Annotated in this window: 15 protein-coding genes and 2 pseudogenes; 16 read left to right on the top strand and 1 reads right to left on the bottom strand. The window is 34.0% G+C overall.

Translation table 11 applies throughout. The features are described 5' to 3' along the window. The first annotated feature begins 178 nt into the window (after nt 1-178). Together MNO09_RS01275 and MNO09_RS01270 are read left to right on the top strand one after the other, a co-directional pair. Nucleotides 179-568, top strand: a complete 390-nt coding sequence (locus tag MNO09_RS01275; RefSeq protein ID WP_070169361.1) for a helix-turn-helix domain-containing protein — start codon at nt 179-181, stop codon at nt 566-568. Between the two features lie 922 nt (nt 569-1,490). Then, nucleotides 1,491-2,891 carry an FAD-binding oxidoreductase gene (locus MNO09_RS01270; protein WP_088106866.1) on the top strand — a complete coding sequence of 467 codons (1,401 nt, stop codon included), beginning with the start codon at nt 1,491-1,493 and terminating at the stop codon, nt 2,889-2,891. 41 nt (nt 2,892-2,932) lie between these two features. Here the strand turns inward: MNO09_RS01270 and MNO09_RS01265 are convergent. Further along, nucleotides 2,933-3,094: pseudogene (locus MNO09_RS01265) on the bottom strand (IS4 family transposase); the annotation flags it as partial. 331 nt (nt 3,095-3,425) lie between these two features. Between MNO09_RS01265 and MNO09_RS01260 the strand changes: the two are divergent. The 14 genes and pseudogenes from MNO09_RS01260 (at nt 3,426) to MNO09_RS01190 (ending at nt 18,879) form a co-directional block, all read left to right on the top strand. Next, nucleotides 3,426-3,872 (top strand): hypothetical protein, encoded by a 447-nt coding sequence (locus tag MNO09_RS01260; protein WP_241949890.1) that lies wholly within the window; start codon nt 3,426-3,428, stop codon nt 3,870-3,872. A gap of 222 nt (nt 3,873-4,094) precedes the next feature. Continuing rightward, entirely contained in the window at nt 4,095-4,334 is a 240-nt protein-coding gene (locus MNO09_RS01255) for a hypothetical protein (RefSeq protein ID WP_070168697.1), read from the top strand. Nucleotides 4,335-4,652: 318 nt separating this feature from the next. Beyond that, the gene (locus MNO09_RS01250; RefSeq protein ID WP_241949889.1) at nt 4,653-5,636 is read left to right on the top strand and encodes a hypothetical protein; all 984 of its coding nucleotides are present in this window, start codon (nt 4,653-4,655) and stop codon (nt 5,634-5,636) included. Between the two features lie 91 nt (nt 5,637-5,727). Beyond that, on the top strand, nt 5,728-6,630 hold the full coding sequence (locus MNO09_RS01245) for a hypothetical protein (RefSeq protein WP_070168688.1): 903 nt from the start codon (nt 5,728-5,730) through the stop codon (nt 6,628-6,630). 659 nt (nt 6,631-7,289) lie between these two features. Next, nucleotides 7,290-7,659 (top strand): annotated as a pseudogene (locus MNO09_RS01235) (BlaI/MecI/CopY family transcriptional regulator). A gap of 226 nt (nt 7,660-7,885) precedes the next feature. Next, nucleotides 7,886-8,323: a GNAT family N-acetyltransferase gene (locus MNO09_RS01230; RefSeq protein ID WP_070168689.1), complete on the top strand. Its 438-nt coding sequence runs from the start codon at nt 7,886-7,888 to the stop codon at nt 8,321-8,323. A 388-nt stretch (nt 8,324-8,711) separates the two neighbouring features. Continuing rightward, entirely contained in the window at nt 8,712-8,930 is a 219-nt protein-coding gene (locus MNO09_RS01225) for a hypothetical protein (RefSeq protein WP_070168690.1), read from the top strand. Between the two features lie 113 nt (nt 8,931-9,043). Then, nucleotides 9,044-10,474, top strand: coding sequence for an IS4 family transposase (locus MNO09_RS01220; protein WP_241949888.1), 1,431 nt, complete (start codon nt 9,044-9,046; stop codon nt 10,472-10,474). A 351-nt stretch (nt 10,475-10,825) separates the two neighbouring features. Then, complete coding sequence (gene tnpB / locus MNO09_RS01215; RefSeq protein ID WP_070169416.1) at nt 10,826-11,947, top strand: IS200/IS605 family element RNA-guided endonuclease TnpB; 1,122 nt, start codon at nt 10,826-10,828, stop codon at nt 11,945-11,947. A gap of 312 nt (nt 11,948-12,259) precedes the next feature. Next, the gene (locus MNO09_RS01210; protein WP_070169417.1) at nt 12,260-13,189 is read left to right on the top strand and encodes a tyrosinase family protein; all 930 of its coding nucleotides are present in this window, start codon (nt 12,260-12,262) and stop codon (nt 13,187-13,189) included. 390 nt (nt 13,190-13,579) lie between these two features. Then, nucleotides 13,580-15,409 (top strand): S8 family peptidase, encoded by a 1,830-nt coding sequence (locus MNO09_RS01205; protein ID WP_070169418.1) that lies wholly within the window; start codon nt 13,580-13,582, stop codon nt 15,407-15,409. A gap of 176 nt (nt 15,410-15,585) precedes the next feature. Next, a complete protein-coding gene (locus MNO09_RS01200; protein ID WP_070169419.1) occupies nt 15,586-17,064 on the top strand; it encodes a S8 family serine peptidase in 1,479 nt (492 codons plus the stop codon). Between the two features lie 226 nt (nt 17,065-17,290). Beyond that, entirely contained in the window at nt 17,291-17,521 is a 231-nt protein-coding gene (locus tag MNO09_RS01195; protein ID WP_070169420.1) for a hypothetical protein, read from the top strand. 329 nt (nt 17,522-17,850) lie between these two features. Continuing rightward, nucleotides 17,851-18,879: an endonuclease/exonuclease/phosphatase family protein gene (locus tag MNO09_RS01190; protein WP_070169421.1), complete on the top strand. Its 1,029-nt coding sequence runs from the start codon at nt 17,851-17,853 to the stop codon at nt 18,877-18,879. Nucleotides 18,880-18,923: the final 44 nt, after the last annotated feature.

Here is an 18,923-nt window from a genome sequence, read left to right as displayed (position 1 = left end):
AAAGGGAATTTGTATTAAAATACTAGCATATTTTTAAAGTTCTTATATTGAGAAATAAAGAAAAGACAACCCAAGGTACCTTGCTCCAACTTTCTTATCAATCGTTTTTTATGGTATCTGTTTACAACTTCTTTATTTCTCTATATAGTGATATTACGTAATTAGGGAGGTTTTAGGAATGCATCGTGATTTACTAAATCAAAATACGAATTCGGTCGTTACTGGACTATTAGAGAACACACCGCATCGCGTTGTTAATAGATTAGGTGAACTGCTAAAAGAAAGGGGAATGTCACAGGGAGATTTAAGTCGCTTGACTGGTATTCGAGTAGCAACAATAAATGATTTTGCAAACATGAAGAAAACAAATGTGAACATGCTTCACCTTGTTCCAATCATGATCGCATTAAGAATTACAGATATGACTGAAATCTTTTATGTTGAGTTTCCTGACGAAGTGAAGGAAAGGTTTGCCGAAGATATGGAAGGTTATGAGGGCGGACTAACAGAAAAAATGATAAAAGAAGTTGAAGAGAATTCAAAAGAAATGTATGTACAAGAGAAATAATGGGGTGATTACCCCATTATTTTTTTATGAATAAAGAAAAGACACCCTAAGGTGCCTTCCTCCGACTTGAACCACTTTAATTTTAATAATATGTATTGGACTCCCATCCAAATATTATTTTACCATGTTAAGTAATATTGTGCATTGAGAAATACGGTACATTTTTTTATTTAAACGTAAAAAGCCCTAGAGGGGACTAGGACTTTTTGACAGAATGAAAATGATTTAAAAAAGGACTTATATAACGTAACATATGAATGTTTCATAAATGTGAACAAAATCTATATTTTGTTCATTAGTCATTTGGCGGGAGATTTTCTAGATAAGTATTAATTTGTATTCTTAGTTCAGTACTCTCATGTTCTAGGTCTTTAGTTATTTCCATATATTGGTCGTTGATGACGTTACTTTCTATTATCCTTCTATTAGATACTATGGAGAAGTTAGTGTCTGAATTATTATTAATGGAGAAAGTTGAAGGGGTAAATATTGAACATCTCCGTGAGATGCTACTAGAATTATCAAATACAGAAAAAGTAAAATAAAGCTTTGAATTGTTGATTTATATAACAATAATTATGTAAATAAGTTATCCATATGGATGGCTTATTTTATTTTTGGTTAACTTTTTCCAAAATGCTGGTGGTACCAAAACGCCAACAAGTAAAAATTTTATATTACCCTTAGAACGAGCTTTTTGGATATTTCTGAATTCGTAGTTTGATAGGCATGCGTCACTAGCCTATATATTAAAAGTACAAGCTTAAAAAGGTTTTTGTCGATTTAAAAGCTGAACGAAATTGTTTAATTTTATGAAAAAGGTAAGAATCACCAATATAATTGGCAGTTCTTACTTTTTTTTACATACATATTATTAACATTATAGCATTAAAAATTCTTGCACGGAGAGTGAGGTTTCTATATGCACTATGATGAAAATATAAGTTTAACAGGACGTATTGTTTCACCTGGCGAAGCACAATATGATTCAGCACGTCAATCGTTTAACACATTTTTTAATAGATTCCCTTTTGTTATAGTCTTTGCACAAAATACTCAAGACGTTGTGAATGCAGTACGATGGTCATTACATAATAATGTACCTATCCGAGTACGTTCAGGAGGTCACAATTATGAAGGCTTGTCAGTTTTAGATGGTGGTATTGTAATTGATGTCAGTGAGATAAATCAAATAAAAATAGATTCAACATCAAAAACTGTTATAGTAGGAGCTGGTTGTAAAAATCTCCAGTTAGCTGAGATTCTTGGGAAAGAAGGATTAGCTATTCCTAATGGGGTCTGTCCTAAACCAGCAATCGCAGGAATAGCTTTAGGTGGCGGTCAAGGTATTCTTTCTCGGCCATTAGGACTACTACTTGATCATGTAGTAGAAATAGAATTGGTTGATGCTAACGGCTGTGTATTACAGGTTAATGATCAGAAGCATCCTGATTTATTTTGGGCTTTACGTGGTGGAGGCGGAAGTTTCGGTATTTGTACATCTTTTCGATTTCGTACTCATGAAATTAAGACAGTTGGTTTTACTGAAGTTAGTTGGGAGCACCAGGATTTAAAAGCCGTTATACAGGAATGGCAAAAGTATACTCTACCTACTTCTGATAAACGCTTTACCCCTACATTATTATTGTCGTCAGAAAAGACAGCCCCCTTGTTGATGCATGGGATTTTTCATGGATCAGTTACAGACTTACAGAAATTGATACAACCACTTCTCCAAATTGGATCACCTATAAAGGTAGACATAAAAGAACTGTCTTATTTAGAAGCTATAACGTTAATTTCCAATCATCAGCCTGCAACTCCTTTTCCATTTAAAAGCGTAGCACCTTTTATGGACACTTTATTACCTGAAGAAGGTATTGCTACGATTCAACATTTTATAAATCAAGCTCCATCTAATTCTACTGTTTCCGTATTTTTTCAGGGCTTAGGTGGAACTGTTTCTGAAGTATCCGAAGAAGCTACTGCTTATTTTTACCGTAATGCTCTAATGAATATGGTGTTATTCTCCACTTGGGACAAACCTGAGGGAGCTGCACAAGGGATTCGCTGGGTAGAAGATTTTCGTCAAGCATTGATTCCTTTTACGAAAGGTGTCTACGTTAACACACCAGATCTTTCAATGAAAGATTGGTCAGATTTATATTTTGGTGAAAACTTCAAAAAATTGACTCAAGTAAAAGCTAAATACGATTCAGAAGATATTTTCAATTTTCCACAAAGTATTCCACCTGTTTTTGAACTACTCCCACTTTCACTTCGTTTAGAAGTGAGCGATTCAGTTCTATCGAACTCTAATTGATTAGGCTAACCCCGCAGTCCTTGCGGTTAGAAGCCTTATCGCTTTGATAGCTCTTGGGTGTCTTTCAATATAGCTTGGAAAAGAAGAAGAAAGTAATTTTTAATTATATATATGTCCTTATATTCATTCAGTTCTCTTTTCTTTTTCATAAGAAGTAATTGCCACATTGGAAACATGGTAGAAGAACAGAGTAGAATAGAAATCTTTTAAAATCCATCGAAAAAACACCTTCAAAAACGGAGGTGTTTTTAATTTATATAAACAAAAAACAGAATATATCACGGTTATCCAAACAAACACGATATTCCAATTATTATAAAAAAGTTAAAAATCATCAATTTTTAGTATATTATGGGTTTGAGGAGAAATTATACTTATAAGGGAGCTGTGTTAATTTGAAAAAATTTTTTGCTTTAGCTTTTGCTGCGGTTGTATTAGCTTTTGGAGTATTTCAACCATAATCACTAAATTTAGGGAAAGTTTTTGCGCAAGATAGTGTTAATAATAACAATACTAACTCAAAAAAGAATGACTATGTACCTTGTAAAAAAACCTGAAAACCTTTCTAAAAATGAAACAAATAAATATGCTGACGAACAAATATTAGACAAAGTAAAAAAACAATTAACTGATCTTAAAAATAATAAATTAAGTATTTATTCTACATCAAATTTTGAATGGGAAGAAGCTGTTAAAGTCGATTATAAAGAAACTAAAACATCGGCTATCATAATTCCTTCAAAAGAAAATCCTAATTCTAATGATACAAAACAATATTTAACTGTAGGGTTCAAAGAAACTGAAGGCAAATTAGCTGACCCTACATTTTTAGAATTGAAAACATCAAATAATGGTGATACGGTAATTTTAACAGTAAAAACTTTAGATGGTGAAAAGGTCGGAACTCTTGACCTAAATTCAAAAGATGGAAAACTTAATCAGGTGAAGTTATTTACTGATGGAAAAGCGAATCACTATTAAAAGAGAACAGTGCTAAAGCAGGTTACTGGGATGATGTTCAACGTTGTATCAAAAATAACTGGAAAACTATGCCTCAATGAGCTAAATGGGCTTGCGAAGGTGCATGTGGAGGATGTTTATTTGCTAGTCCATATGCATGCGGTGGTTGTCTTGGATGTCTAGCTGGTTACGCAATTGGTTGCTCTGCTAGTCAAATATAAAAAGAAGGATGTGATTTCTCAAATGGAAATGTCTAAAGGAATGCTGTTTTATAGACTAACATTGATTATCGCTTGTTTTGCAGTAGTTACCTTCACATATCCATCTGAATTTGCTAAATTCACATTAATCGCAGGTATTGTTGGTATTTTCATTACACTAGACAAAATAGTATCAAGGGAGAACAAAAAAAGAGTCTATCTCCTCGTATCATTACTCTTTATAATCGGATTTGCTATAACCTTCTACTACACATTTTTATAAAAATACTACACAATTAGCTCAAGTTAAATTTTTTTACGTAATAGCCAACAAGATCGGAAGGTCATAGGGTACCATACCTTAGCTTAATAGGGCATGTGATGCGCCCCCTACTGAACCTTTCTGCACAATTTTTCCTAGCTAAATTATATATTTATTAATATTTAAAGGCAACCTTTATAATCGAATATACTTATCAAATGATATAATTAACTATTCTGAATCCTTTTGATAAATATGTTATAGCAGTTACCTTTTATCACCTAATGTGTTAATATATTTATATATTATTCATTGAATATATTTGATAGGGGTGGAAATATGATTAAACTCAAGAAATTATCTACATTATTACTTGCAAGCGCTTTATTAACACTACCTACAAGTGCAAGTGCAGCAAATCTGTATGGTGTTGTGAGTAATAAATGGGATGGAATTGGCACTATTCAGGAAGCTGTAGGTATCGATGGGGATACTATTTTTGTTGGTAATTCTACTGATTTAGCTGTATTAAGCACTGAATCTGGTGGATCAATGGTTTCACATGAAAAGAACAAACCTTCTTTTCCTACAAAAGGCATTGTAAAAACATCTGATGGTAACTTTTTTATTGCGGGTACATCAGGAAAATGGAAAGTTGTAGATTCATCTGCAGGTTTAGTTGAACAAGGACAACTATCGGACAAACGTAATCCGAGATTTGTTAAGCAACTATCGGATGGAAGGCTTTTATTAGTTTACGATAAAGGTTATTATGCTATCCTTGATGGTGATTCTTATGGCGTAACACGAACAGGAAAATGGCCAAATGATTGGAATATTAATGATTCAATTCAGTTATGTGAAGACCAGATTTTGATGGTAGGTGATAAAGGAAAATATCAAGTCATGTCACTAGCAAATGGAAACGTCATCAACTTTGGAGATTGGGGATCAACAAAACATGATATTACGTCAATTGACAGACTTTCTGATGGTACTATAATAGCTGTTGGAGAAGGTGCAAAATTCGCCCTCTTTAATAAAGAAGGGAAAAAGATTGAGAGTTCAGAACTGACTGATCAAGAAAGTAAAAATTATAAATGGAATAAAGTGGTGGCCCTGAAGGATAAACATGCAATAGTAATTAGTTCCACTGGTCAGATGCTTTTGGTTCAGATTGATGGAAATAATAAAATTTCTGTTAAAGCAAAAACAAAATTAAATAATTATACTTCTAACGGCACTGTAGTAAAAATTAAAGAGAATCAAGTATTCGTTACCCTTGCTAGTGGTCGATATATGGTTTATCAAGCAGATTTATAAAAATTCGAATTCAATAGTAAAACCTTTGAAATACAACAACCGTATTATTTGTATAATTAAATTAAATATAAAAATAACCAGGGGGATTATTTTGAAAAAAATATACTTATTTGTCGGTTTTTTGATGGGGTTTATAGTATTTAATTTGGATGGTATTAAAGTTGAAGCTGCTGAGCTAAATGTAGAACAAATAAAACATTTAGAGTCTTTAGGTTTCACTAAAGAAGAAATTTCGGACATGCCTGAAACGGAAATAATGAAAAACTTAGAAATTGATGGCCAAGTTGTAGCTACCAAAGAAAAGTTTATTAAAGTTACTGAAAATGGAGTTAATAATTCAAGTAAAGAAATTGAAATTGATAAGAACCAGTATTTAAATGAAGTTCAACTAGAAGAAGCAAAAAGAGTACAAAAAAGCAATGGTGTGGCAAAGCTTTCTAGTAATACGAATACCACATCTTATAAAAAGGTTACAACTAATATTGTCTCTTTAAAAGCAAAACAAAAGTACAGGGTAAAAACTTCAATAGAATGGAGTGTTATGCCTAGTAATAGAAAAATAGATGTTATAGGTACAGGTGTTAACAGTTCTTTTTGGGCTCCTTCTCCAGGATCACAATACGGACAACAAAAATGGAAGCTAAAGTATGATTGTAATAAAACTAAATCTAAGAATGCAACTTATACGAAGGACAGCAACAAATGGTCAAAAGGACCTTCTGGCTATGCTTTAAATATTGATTTACCTAATGATGTTAATAAATCCTACGCTTGTTATAACGAAAAAGTACTAACTTTATCCGCATTCTCTTATTATACAGTTGAGAAATTAGCATCTACTACCCAGATAGACGCTTATGGTAAGTACTTGCATCAAGAAACAACATTCCAAGTTTCTCCGTCTATATCGTTTTCACCTCTTACGTTTGGAGTTTCAGCTAGTCAATCTGATAAATTTACAGAAACTACTACACATACACAAGTAAAATTCTAAAAACTTTTAAAAAGATTAGCATATATTGCAAGGAGTACGAGGTACAGCTCCTATAGAAAACAGAATGAAAGAAACACGAAAATCTAGTTAACTTTCTGAACAAAATTTTAGTAGCGCTTCAACTACTTAACTGAATTTGAAACAAAACTAAATACTAAAAAAAGAGAGCTATGCTCTCTTTTTTTAGTCCCCAGTAAAACCTTATGAAATTTGGAGTTTAACTAAAATGTAATTTAATTCTACATAAGTAACAAAAGATATTCATTAAGGATCTACTTTCTCGTCTAAATTGTTTAGAAATCCATGTCTTTGTACACTTTTGAAAAAGTGTATAAAGGCATGAAAGTAGGAACTAATTTTATAGTGTAACATGCTCTACCATCTACAGAAACAGTCCAATTAGTACTTATTATCCTGTCCACACATCGGGATAAGAAAATGGGTACTTCTTTAAACAGGGACAAATTTTTTTATCCAAAAATAATTATAGAAATAGAAGTATTCACTTTCTTGTCGCATTAGGAGGATATAAAAGTCCAAACTTCTGTTGATTTTTTTCGTACTTATGTTGATGGACATAGGAAAGGATTCCGCAAAGATAAAATAAGATTGACAACGAAATATTACAAATGTAATACAGAGGTTTGTAATTTTATCTCATGAAAAAAATATCTAAATTTTCGGAAGTTGAATTAGAAGTAATAAAAGTACTATGGTCAAAATCTCCACAAACGGCAAATGAAGTGATTGATGCGTTGGAGATGAAAATGGATTGGAAAACGAAATCGATTTGAACACTAATTTATCGATTAGTTCACAAAGAAGCAATTGCTTACCATCAAGATAATGGGGCGTATGTACGCTTATTATACTTTGGTTTCGCAAGATAGTAATTTACAAGTAGAAACAAAATCTTTACTTAAACGTTTCTATGATGCAGCATTTAAACCTTTGATTGTATATTTCTTGAAAGAAGAAAAATTGTCTTCAGAGGACATTAACGAACTTAAACGTATTCTGGATGAGTAAACTGAGGAAAATCAGAGGAAGTATAAATCATAATGATAGAAATGTTTATCTTTGTGTAAATAATTCAGTTCAGGTTGCTAATCTGTTAAATGTTCCAATTCTTTTCGTTTTTATCCTTTCCTATCCTAAATTACACCAAAAAAGTCTTGTCTTAATATATAATTTAATCGGAATGTTAAAATAATTCATGTCATCGATATATTAAATGCAAAAGGTAGGTAATTATATGATCCGTGAAGCTGAACCAAAGGACAGTAATGTAATTGAAAATCTATATAAAAAATTAGCACCACATAGCAAAAATATTAAGGTTTTACCAGAAAGAATTGAGCAGATAAGGGATGATTCTAATAATTTTTTGTTTGTCTATGGGGATAATGGTAACGTCAAAGGAAGTATATTTATGACGTTTTGCCTTGATCCTGGATATCAATTTAGACCGTATACTGTTTTAGAGTATGTGATTGTAAATGAAGATTTTCGAGGTAATGGGATAGGGGAAAAATTATTGAAACATGTAGAACAGATATCAATTGCAAGGGGATCCACAAGAATTATCTTATTAAGTAGTGCAAATAGAATAAAAGCACATAAATTCTTCACTAAAAATGGATACAATGGAACCATAAGTAAGGGTTTCAAGAAGTATATACCAATTAATTAAATTTTATTTATAAGTGTTTTTTCTTAGAGTGTTTAGAAAGAATAACGTTTTTTTGTACTTAGGGATAGTGAAAATTCTTAAGTTGATGGGCATGGGGTCCCGCCACATGTCCATCAAGCTAAGGATTTGAAACCACGCAAAAATGAAAATTTCACCTTTTTACAGTTATTTATAGAATTCGGCTCATTTTTTTCGTTTTGGAGAACAAATAATTTCTTAAGTTGATGGATGTGGGGTAGCATCACATCGCTATCAAGCTAAAAAAATAGGTCACCCCCAAAACGAAAAAACATGTTAAATTCCCATAGATAACTATCTTATATTAATTACATAATCTAGTGTGTGATATAATAATATAAAGATATTATATTTAAAGGGGGGATTCAAATTGGTTAAAAACTTACCTTTACTAATAGTGATTTTAATACTTGGTGTAAGTTCTTCTACATTAAGTACGACTGGATACTTTTCTCCAGTTATAGAATGGTCTTTAATGATTATAAGTATTATTTTAAACATTACTGCAGTGATAGGTTTATCACTACACGTTCTTGTATATCAACCTATGAAAAGATTTGAAACAAATTTAAAAGAGACCTTCAAATAAAATAATTATATTTGAGGTAATACCACATCGCTATCGAGCTAAAAAAATGTATCCATAAAAAGAAAAAATACGCTATTCTTTCTGTAGAATCATAGGAAAGGATGGCGTTTTTTATGTCTGTTTCTGTGTCTGACGAATTACAACTATTTGCTCAAGAGATTCAAAGTTTTTTATCTCCAAATACCTTACGGGATCTTGCTAGAGATGTTGGCTTTGTACAACGAACCAGTAAGTACCAAGCAAAAGATTTAGTAGCTTTATGTGTATGGTTGAGCCAAAATGTAGCTATGACTTCTTTAACTCAGTTATCTAGCTGTTTAGAAGCATCAACAGCAGTACTTATCAGTCCTGAGGGACTGAATCAACGATTTAATAAGGCGGCCGTCCAACTTTTACAACACCTACTAGCCGAACTACTAAGGAAAAAATTGGCCGCATCTATGCCGATTTCTTCTCCATACACTTCTGTCTTCAAGCGTATTCGTATTTTAGATTCAACTGCATTTCAACTCCCGGATGTATTTTCATCGGTTTATCCAGGTGCAGGAGGATGCAGCCATACGGCTGGGATAAAAATTCAACTTGAATATGATTTGTTAAGTGGACAGTTCCTACATATTCATACAGGTCCAGGTAAACAACATGATCGCACTTACGGCTCTCTGTGTGCCCCAACTGTGACAGCGAATGATTTATGTATCCGAGATTTAGGTTATTTTCATTTAAAAGACCTTCAACATATACAAGATAAAGAGGCCTACTATATCTCTTGTATCAAGTCGAATACACGTATGTATCAAAAAAATCCTAACCCTGATTATTTTCAAGATGGAAGAATTAAGAAAGGTACAGAGTATATACAGATAGATATGGAGACCTTAATGAAATCCCTTCAACCAGGACAAACATGTGAAATGGCTGATGCTTATGTAGGAATGATTGATAAAGTGCCAGCTCGTGTAATTGTTCATCGGTTAACAAAACAACAGCAACAAAAACGATTACAAGATCAAGCTGTAAGAGAAAAAAAGAAAGGAATGAAGTATTCTCCTCGTAGTAAACGACTCAGCGGTATCAATGTATATATGACAAACACCCCTACAGATATTGTCCCGATGGGACAGGTACATAACTGGTATTCTTTGCGTTGGCAAATCGAAATTTTATTTAAAACGTGGAAGTCATTCTTTCAAATTCATCATTGTAAAAAGATAAAACCAGAACGATTAGAGTGCCATTTATATGGTCAATTGATTGCTATTCTACTCTGTTCTTCTATCATGTTTCAAATGCGCCAATTGCTCCTCATGAAGAAAAAACGAGAGCTTAGTGAGTATAAAGCCATATATATGATTAAAGAATATTTTCTTCTTCTATTCCAAACTATACAGAAAAACACCCAAGAGCTATCAAAGGTGTTACTTCGTCTGTTCAATCTTCTACAGCAAAACGGACGGAAATCTCATCGATATGAGAAAAAAACGGTCTTTGATATATTAGGTGTCGTTTACAATTGTACCATGTCTGATAATCAAGCCGCTTAATTCAAAAAAGTGAAACCCGTTAGGGTTTATTTCGTATGCAAATCTTTCAATCACCTACACTTACCCTTTAGAAAAAAGAAACAATCTCGCCTAAAATTGACTTTGCATAAGCTTAGCTTGATAGCGATGGGGTACCGCCCCACATCCATTAATTTAAGAATTTTATCATTTTAGCCAAGAAGACTCCTTCCTCAAGGAACGCGAAGTGAGTAGGTGGGAGATGAATTGGCTTCGAACAAGAGATGGCAGGAAGCCATCTTAATTGTTCGACATACAGAAAGTGTTACTTCACTATATATCGAATGTATGTTTGGTGCATAATAGTTATATACCGAAATGGAGGTGAATGAAATGATGATCAATAAAGCCTATAAGTTTCGTATCTATCCAAATCAAGCACAAGCAATTCTAATCAACAAAACGATTGGTTGTTCTCGCTTTGTATTTAATCATTTCCTATCCTTATGGGATCACACATACAAAGAGACAGGAAAAGGCTTTACCTATGGTACATGCTCTGCCAAACTCCCTGCCATGAAGAAAGAGTTTGTTTGGCTAAAAGAAGTGGATAGTATTGCGATTCAGTCGTCTGCTCGCAACCTTGCCGATGCTTATACGCGCTTTTTCAAAAAACAAAACAGCGCCCCGCGCTTTAAATCTAAGAAGAACAACGTACAATCTTACACCACAAAACAAACAAATGAAAACATTGCCGTTGTAGGAAACAAAATAAAATTGCCAAAACTAGGTCTTGTTCGATTTGCCAAAAGTCGTGAAATAACGGGACGTATTGTAAATGCTACAGTTAGACGGAACCCTTCTGGTAGATATTTTGTGTCACTATTAGTTGAAACAGAAGTACAAGAACTTCCGAAAACACATTCTTACATTGGAATAGATGTAGGACTAAAAGATTTCGCCATTTTGTCAGATGGAAAACCCTATGAAAATCCGAAGTTTTTCCGATCATTAGAAGATAAGTTGGCGAAAGCACAGCGTGTTCTTTCTAGAAGAATGAAAGAATCATCTCGCTGGAATAAACAACGAGTAAAAGTAGCTAGAATTCATGAATACATATCAAATGCTAGAAAAGATTACTTGGACAAAATCTCAACTGAAATCATCAAAAGCCACGATGTTATCGGTATAGAGGATTTGCAAGTATCTAATATGTTAAAAAATCGTAAGTTAGCAAAAGCAATTAGCGAAGTATCTTGGTCACAGTTTCGAACCATGTTGGAATATAAAACAAAATGGTATGGCAAACAAGTCATTGTCGTATCGAAAACATTTGCTTCCAGCCAATTATGTTCCTGTTGTGGATATCAAAACAAAGACGTTAAAAATCTAAACCTACGTAAATGGGACTGTCCTTCTTGTCGTACACACCATGATAGGGATATTAACGCAAGTATCAATATAAAGAATGAAGCAATAAGGCTTCTAACCGCAAGGACTGCGGGGTTAGCCTAATCAATTAGAGTTCGATAGAACTCTTGACTTAGGAATCCCCCACTTTCACTTCTAAACGAAGTGAAAGTGGGGGTAGTTCAAAACACCTACAGGATGAAAATTCCGTGTATTTTTAAGATAATTCAAGGTGGTTATCGCTTATTTGAATCATAAAGCCACTTTTCATTTTTAAATTATAATCAATTTTTTTTTAATATAAAAGTGATGATGTAGAAGGATAATTTGTAATAAAAGAAGTCATGTTAATAATGAAGTGAAATTTTATTATTTAATAGAATTTACACTGAGTTCTAAAAAAGGAAGGTAAATAACATGACTTGGAAACACGCAGCACACAAACATTTTAATCTTTTTTCGGAAATTTATCTTGATTCAGAAAAAGCTGGTGATGAGTTGGAATCTTTATTTTCTAGCACTGATTGTACAGATGAAATCGAGCCTGAATTTATGCATATTACTGCTGAAGCGGCTGTTCAAATAATACGCAAAGATCAAAAGAATTTTGAAGAGAATGATGTAGCTGCATTTAAGAATGCTGTTAATAAATTAATTCAAGATGGGATTTATAATGATTTAGTTGGGTTTCATGCCGATATGTCTCATAATATGCACGGCAGTATGGGGCCAATTGGATTACTTAGATTTTTAGGATGGCACCGACGATACTTATTAGCCTTTGAGGAGGCACTACAAAATGCTGATCGTTTGTTACGTCCAGAAGCAGAAACCTTAATATCTGTTCCATATTGGCGATGGGTGGATCCATTTCCAGAATGGTTACAAGAATTTTTGACTTTTCCTGATCCAAGAACCGGTGGCCCTGTACCTCCAAGAACATTATCAGGATCAGAATTAAAACCTTCATCTAGTGATATTCATTTCATCATAAATAGCTTTGAACAGCAATTACCCGGATCTAATGTAGACGGATATACGAAATTTACGTATGGCTTAGAGGGTTTCGGAAGAAGATCTGATAACTCTAGACTTCCAGCTCATAATCAGATTCATGCATGGGTAGGTGGAATTATGAATGATACAAGTTACTCACCTTCAGATCCTGTGTTCTGGTTGCATCATGCTGAGGTTGATCGTTTGTGGCATATTTGGCAAAAACAACATCCAGATCTTCATCCTGCATTAACAGGAAATGATAGTATAATGGATCCGTGGACCGAATCTTATAATCAATTAGGTTCTATAACAATGTTAGGGTACAGTTATCAAAGTGAGTCTTTGTAAAGTAGTTAAATAAGTCATATGCCTCTTACCTGGTATGGATAAATCAAGTTAATATTTGGATAATGTAGGATATTACAAAGTTAGCTAGGACATATAAATTTTTATAAATGGGATAAAAAAGAATCGTTGTTTCAATGATTCTTTTTTTATTTGGAGGTTTCTTACAATTGTGCGTAGATTTCGTATATTAAACATTTTTGAGTCCAAAATGTTTAATATATGATTAGTTATCTTTTCGTGTATAAATTTCTGCATTTCTATTAATAAATGACTACATACAACATTATGATAGATAAAAACCAACGCTTAATTGACCTACATAAATTTAGTTAATATAAACCATACTTACTTAGAGAGCAATAAATCCTATAAATGGAAGGATGAGACCCTATGCGTTTAAGAAAGACAACGGCACAAATCCCTTCGAGTATAGACCCTCGACTTCAAAGAATTATTGAACAAAGTCAAAGAGAAGTGGAAATGCGAGAAGTTAGCACGGATGCTGCGAAAGACGTATCTGTCATCGCGAAAGTAAAGGACATTAATGAATGGAGTAACATTCCTGGTGTTCATCAAACAAATCCAATTTCTTCAGCACCTGATAAATCAAGTCAAATCGTGACGGCTAAAGTGTCTGTAAATGAATTAGAGGCAATCCGACAATCACCTACTGTGATTAGTTTAAAAGCTGCACAACCTGTTCAAACGGCACTAAAAAAAACTATTGAAGAGGTTGGTGCTAGGAATGACCTCCTACCACCAGGTGTGGCAAGAGATCATGGGGGGCAAGGAGTAGTAGTTGGCATAATTGATTCTGGTTGTGATTTCTTTCATAAAAACTTTCGCAATACAGATGGATCTACTCGAATACTCACTATCTGGGATCAGGCTGCAGAAAGAATCAATGATAGCTCAATCCCATATGGCAGAGTCTTCACTAGAGAAGAGATTAATAATGCCTTGACTTCTTCTAGGCCCTATAAAACCCTGGGTTACCCTGCTAGTGGGTCTTTTCCAGCCAATCCACCAAATCCACCTGGGTACAAACATGGCACACATGTCATGGATATTGCTGCGGGAAATGGTCAAGGAACGGGTACTCCTGGTGTGGCTCCGAGTGCAGATTTAGTGTTTGTAGAGCTAGCTGCAAATGATATCCCATGGGGAGGAAGGGATGTTGTTGGTTCTACACTTGGAGATTCTGCACAACTTCTTGATGCAGTAAAATATATTTTGGATACAGCTGGAGAACGTCCTTGTGTAATCAATATTAGCTTAGGAACCAATGGTGGTCCCCATGATGGAACGTCCCTTTTTGAACAGAGCATAGATAATCTTTTAATTGAAAAATCTAATCGCTCTATAGTTATTGCAGCTAGCAATTCATATGATGATGGTATTCATGCCAGTGGTACTGTGTCCCAAGGAAACTTTGTCGATTTGCATTGGCAGGTTAACAGTGGAGATTTTACATTAAATGAGCTTGAAATATGGTACGACGGTACTGATGATTTTATTGTAGAACTTATTACATCGAACGGAGAAAGTCTTGGTAGTGTTCCGCTTGGAGAAAATGGGAGCATTTTAAATAATGAAGGAGAAACCTTGATTTTTATGGCTAATCGAAAAAGTGATCCTAACAATCACGATAATCAAATTGGTATTTTCTTAGAACAAAATTTACCTACAGGCACTTGGACGGTTCGTCTTCATGGTAGTTCAGTAAATAACGGTAAATTTCATGCTTGGATTGAAAGAGATGATCGAGGTCAATCTAGCTTTAGTCCTCCACATGATAATACCCATACACTAGGGTCACTCTCTTGTGGACACAAAAGCATTGTCGTGGGTTCCTATGATGCTCATGTTCCTGATGCACCACTCTCCTGGTTTTCAAGCTCCGGACCAACAAGAGATAATCGCCAAAAACCTGAGGTTAGTGCTCCTGGTCATAATGTAACCGCTGCAGCGTCAGGTACTGTTGTTAAAGCAACTGAAAAGTCGGGGACTAGTATGGCGGCACCAGCAGTAACAGGGGTTATCGCGTTAATTTTCGCTGAAGCTAAATCTAAAGGTATCAATATTACGATAGATCAACTACGTGATATCTTAATGAAAACAGCGAGGAAAAATCCTCCTGCAGGAGAAGGATGGAACAATCGATATGGATGGGGACGCATTGATGCAAGTAAAGTAGTGGAAGAGGTTATATTAATGTAACTTCTGTGAATTTCTAAATTTGATGGAGAGAATATCGTACGTTTAAAAAAGGAAACGACTATAAATAAATAAATGGCAGCTATTGATGTACTCACTGCGTATCAGTTCTATGCTCAATGTACTGCATTAGAATCCTATAAAGTACATACTTAATTCTATTAAAGGAGTTTTTTATTTTGCAAAATTCAATTACATCTGAACTTCCATCAATTGTTTATGCAGAGGCATCTGTTCATTCAATAGGCGGAGAATCAGTATTTACAACATCAAAAGATATTACAAGTGAAACAGTTGAGAACTTCTATTCCGAGAAAAATAAAATACAAAAAGCTGTAAAAAAATTAAAAGAGAATGGATTTCAAGTGCTAACAATAGGAGAAACATCAATTTCAATTGCTGCTCCTCCTGTAATTTTCGAGAAGGTTTTTCATACTAATATTGTTACAAAAGAACGTGAAGTACAAGGCGTTACAGGAAAAACATCCACAACAATACTAGATTCAACAAATTCAAAGATGCTGGGTTTAATTGATACAAAGAATAGTGATTTAGCAGATGTTTTAGAGGGAGTGGCAATTAATGAAAGAGCATTTTTACATTCGCCATCTAACAGTGCAACCTTAGAGCGATTAGAAACACCTGGAAGTGTATCTCCTGATCCACCTAAAAAAGATTACTATTATTTAGAACCTCCACATGATTTAGTTCAGCATCTTTTAGCAAAAAGAGCACAACAATCTGGAATCACAGGAAAAGGGATAAAGGTTGTCATGGTTGATTCAGGATTCTATAGACATCCGTTCTTTACTAAAAGACAATATCACTTGAATCCAGTTATTCTTGGACCAGAAGCATCTGAACCAATACATGATGAAACAGGGCATGGGACAGGTGAAGCTGTTAATGTATATTCATTAGCACCAGAAGTGGATTTTACAATGGTAAAAATGAACAAGTTTGTAACGATGGGTGCCTTCGAAACAGCAGTAGCACAAAATCCTGATATTATCACCTGTAGTTGGGGATTTCCTACACCTCCAAATGGGTTATCAGCTTCACAAATATTATTTGCAGCGAAGATAGCAGCTGCTGTAAGAAAAGGTATTACAGTTATATTTGCAAGTGGTAATACCCCAGGAGAATCTTTTCCTGGAATACATCCGGATGTAATTTCTGTTGGAGGTGTTTTTGTAGCAAAGGATGGTTCTATGGAAGCTACACCATTTGCGAACGGTTACAAAAGTATAATATATTCAGAACGTCAAGTCCCTGATATATGTGGCTTATGCGGTCTCGAACCTATAGGTGCCTATATAATGCTTCCAGTTGAACCAGGGAGGAAATACGATGAACAAAATGCAGGAAAAAAACATCCACAAGGCGATGAAACGTCTTCTTTAGATGGCTGGGCAGCCTTTAGTGGTACTTCAGCTGCAGCACCACAGATAGCTGGAATATGCGCATTATTAAAACAGGTAAATAATAGACTAACACCTTTTCAAATCCGAGATGTTTTAAAGAAAACTGCACGAGATGTAATAAAAGGTCATTCCAAACAAAATAATCCTGCTCATCAGGGTCCCGATCTTGCAACGGGATTTGGTCTAGTAGATACTTCTAGAGCAGTTGATGAAGCTAAGCATATAGCACAATAATTTTGAAAAGTTTAGTTGGGGATCTAGAGTTTACTCATTTTAAAAAGTAGAAAACCTTGTGAAACATGTTAGTAACCATCAGTATTTATAAAACCAATAGTTGCTATAGCTTTAAAAAATCCAGTTAAAGTACCCAATTTCACTACTAAAGAACTATCGGTTGAAAAAGGTTTTAAGTTTAACCGAACGTCATTAAAAGCTAAAGTAGCAGTTAGGAGGATACAATATGATTGAAAGTTTAATTTTGGTTGAAGGACAGAACATTAGTACAGAAGCATTAAGAAGTATGTCTTTAGGAAATACAAAACAATTGGTTATCGGCGTTACACCACCTGCTAGGGGAGTAATCCTGCATGTCACAGCAACATCTTCTTCTTATTTAGGGAATGCACTCCTTGAAATTTCACAAGTTCCAGGTGTTAAGAACGTTTTAACATTGACACTTGAGAATAATTGATGGGTTCAAAAGTTAAGTAATTAGGCTTGTTTGATTAGTATTAAAAGGGATTTCTGTGAATTGGGGAGGGGGTTTTCTTTAGAAACTACCTACGAGCTCTTCAAATATACAGAGAAAATCACCGCTATAAGAGAAAGTTGGTCTTGGTACAAGGCTCTAATTGGTTTTAAATTCTATTATGCACTACCTGTATAAGCTTGGATTAATAAAAAACAGAGTGATCCCAGTGATTGATTTTTATAATATAGTGTCTAACTGAGTGGTGCTATACACATCTATTGATAACTATCCAATGGGTATAATTACATAACTAAAGAAGGTGAAAGTTTATGCAAATTCGTTTTGGAACATTTAACTTATATCAATTTGTTGAACCTCCTTACAAATGGTATGAGCCAAATAGTTTCTATTCAGATGCTGATTGGTTAATGAAAAAAGAATGGATTAAAAAACAAATATTAGACATGAAATGTGATGTTATTGGTTTTCAAGAAGTATTCAGTACAAATGCTTTGAGAAATTTAGTTGAGGAAGTAGGGTTTACTCATTTTACAACAGTCGAATCTCCTGTTACAGATATAAATGAACCATTAGTATTTATAAAACCTGTGGTTGCTATAGCTTCGAAATATCCAATACTCTCAGTAAGTCCAGTTGAAATTCCCGATTCAATTATAGAAGAAGTTTTCTTAGGAAAAACTTTTAAGTTCAGTCGAATCCCTATAAAAGCTACGATACGTATTGATAGCTCTAGGGATGTCATTTGTTATGTTTCACATTTAAAATCAAAAAAACCAGCTGTTAAAGATATTGTTTTTAATCCTAGTGAGACATGGGATAAACAAATATTAGAAAATTTACGTGCACGGTCAATGGGACATGTAGCATCTTTACTACAACGAGGGACAGAAGCGGCAATCTTATATCGTGAAATTTCAGAAACTCTACACGATCATAAAGAATTTCCAATTATCCTACTTGGTGATCTAAATGATGATGAACACTCTATTCCTATAGAAGCATTAACGAATAGAGAAAAACTTTTAAAAATAGGGAATAAAGTAATTCCTAAAGAGGAACAAAAAATTGTCTACGATTATAAACTTTATGATGCTTTTGACTTAGCTCCAAATCAAAGTGGAGAAAAAAGATTGCCTACACATTATTATGGGAAATTAGGAAACGTATTAGACTTTATTTTTGTATCTAATGCACTTAATGAGAAAAATGAAGAATACATTGGTCGAGTAAGTGAATATAAAGTGCTTGACAGGCATTTAAAATGTGATGATATTGAAAATAAAACACAGTCTGATCATGCTCAAGTAGTTGCAACTATAAAATTTAAAGATATTTAATCCTAATATTAGCAAAATGAGAGTGTACATACTAATAGCATGTC

The organism is Bacillus sp. N5-665 (genome assembly GCF_022637375.2).
GTDB classification, from domain to species: domain Bacteria; phylum Bacillota; class Bacilli; order Bacillales; family Bacillaceae_G; genus Bacillus_A; species Bacillus_A wiedmannii.
The sequence above is the reverse complement of the archived record's forward strand: the minus strand, read 5'-3'. Positions and strand labels throughout refer to the sequence as shown.